Raw genomic sequence first — 1,251 nt, forward strand, 5'->3', positions numbered from 1 at the left:
GGCGACCAGGCTGACGACCGCCGCCTGGTGGACTCGACTCGTTCCCTGTTCAAGACCGGGTTCTTCCAGGACATCCAGTTGAGCCGCGATGGCAATGTGCTGATCATCAACGTGGTCGAGCGCCCGTCGGTGTCGAGCATCGAGATTGAAGGCAACAAGGCGATCAGCACCGAAGACCTGATGAAGGGCCTGAAGCAATCGGGCCTGGCCGAAGGTGAGATCTTCCAGCGTGCCACCCTCGAAGGTGTGCGTAACGAGCTGCAGCGCCAGTACGTGGCCCAGGGGCGCTACTCGGCCGAGGTCGACGCCGAAGTGGTGCCGCAGCCGCGCAACCGTGTGGCCCTGAAGATCAAGATCAACGAAGGCACCGTCGCCGCCATCCAGCACATCAACATCGTTGGCAACAACGTATTCGATGATGAGACCCTGGGGCAGCTGTTCGAGCTGAAGACCACCAACTGGCTGTCGTTCTTCAAGAACGACGACAAGTACGCCCGTGAAAAACTCTCCGGTGACCTGGAGCGCCTGCGTTCCTACTACCTGGACCGCGGCTACATCAACATGGACATCGCCTCCACCCAGGTGTCCATCACGCCGGACAAGAAGCACGTCTACATCACCGTCAACATCAACGAAGGCGAGAAATACACCGTTCGCGACGTGAAGCTGTCCGGTGACCTCAAGGTGCCGGAAGACCAGGTCAAGTCGCTGCTGCTGGTGCAGCCGGGGCAGGTATTCTCGCGCAAGGTGATGACCACCACGTCCGAGCTGATCACCCGCCGCCTGGGTAACGAAGGCTACACCTTCGCCAACGTCAACGGCGTGCCACAGCCGAACGACCAGGACCACACCGTCGACATCATGTTCGTGGTCGACCCGGGCAAGCGTGCCTACGTCAACCGCATCAACTACCGCGGCAACACCAAGACCGAAGACGAAGTGCTGCGTCGCGAAATGCGCCAGATGGAAGGTGGCTGGGCGTCGACCTACCTGATCGACCAGTCCAAGACCCGTCTTGAGCGCCTGGGCTTCTTCAAGGAAGTCAACGTCGAGACCCCGCAGGTGCCTGGCACCGACGACCAGGTCGACGTCAACTACAGCGTCGAAGAGCAGGCCTCCGGCTCGATCACCGCCAGCGTCGGTTTCGCCCAGAGCGCCGGCCTGATCCTGGGTGGTTCGATCAGCCAGAGCAACTTCCTCGGTACCGGTAACAAGGTATCCATCGGCCTGACCCGTTCGGAATACCAGACC

At 60.9% G+C, this 1,251-nt stretch carries 1 protein-coding gene; it reads left to right on the plus strand.

Annotation, left to right across the window (positions count from 1 at the left end; translation table 11 throughout):
- The coding region (bamA, locus tag N5D53_RS27575) for an outer membrane protein assembly factor BamA (RefSeq protein ID WP_279841139.1) at positions 1–1,251 on the plus strand (1,251 nt) is incomplete at both ends.

Source organism: Pseudomonas sp. GD03862 (genome assembly GCF_029840855.1).
Classification (GTDB): domain Bacteria; phylum Pseudomonadota; class Gammaproteobacteria; order Pseudomonadales; family Pseudomonadaceae; genus Aquipseudomonas; species Aquipseudomonas alloputida.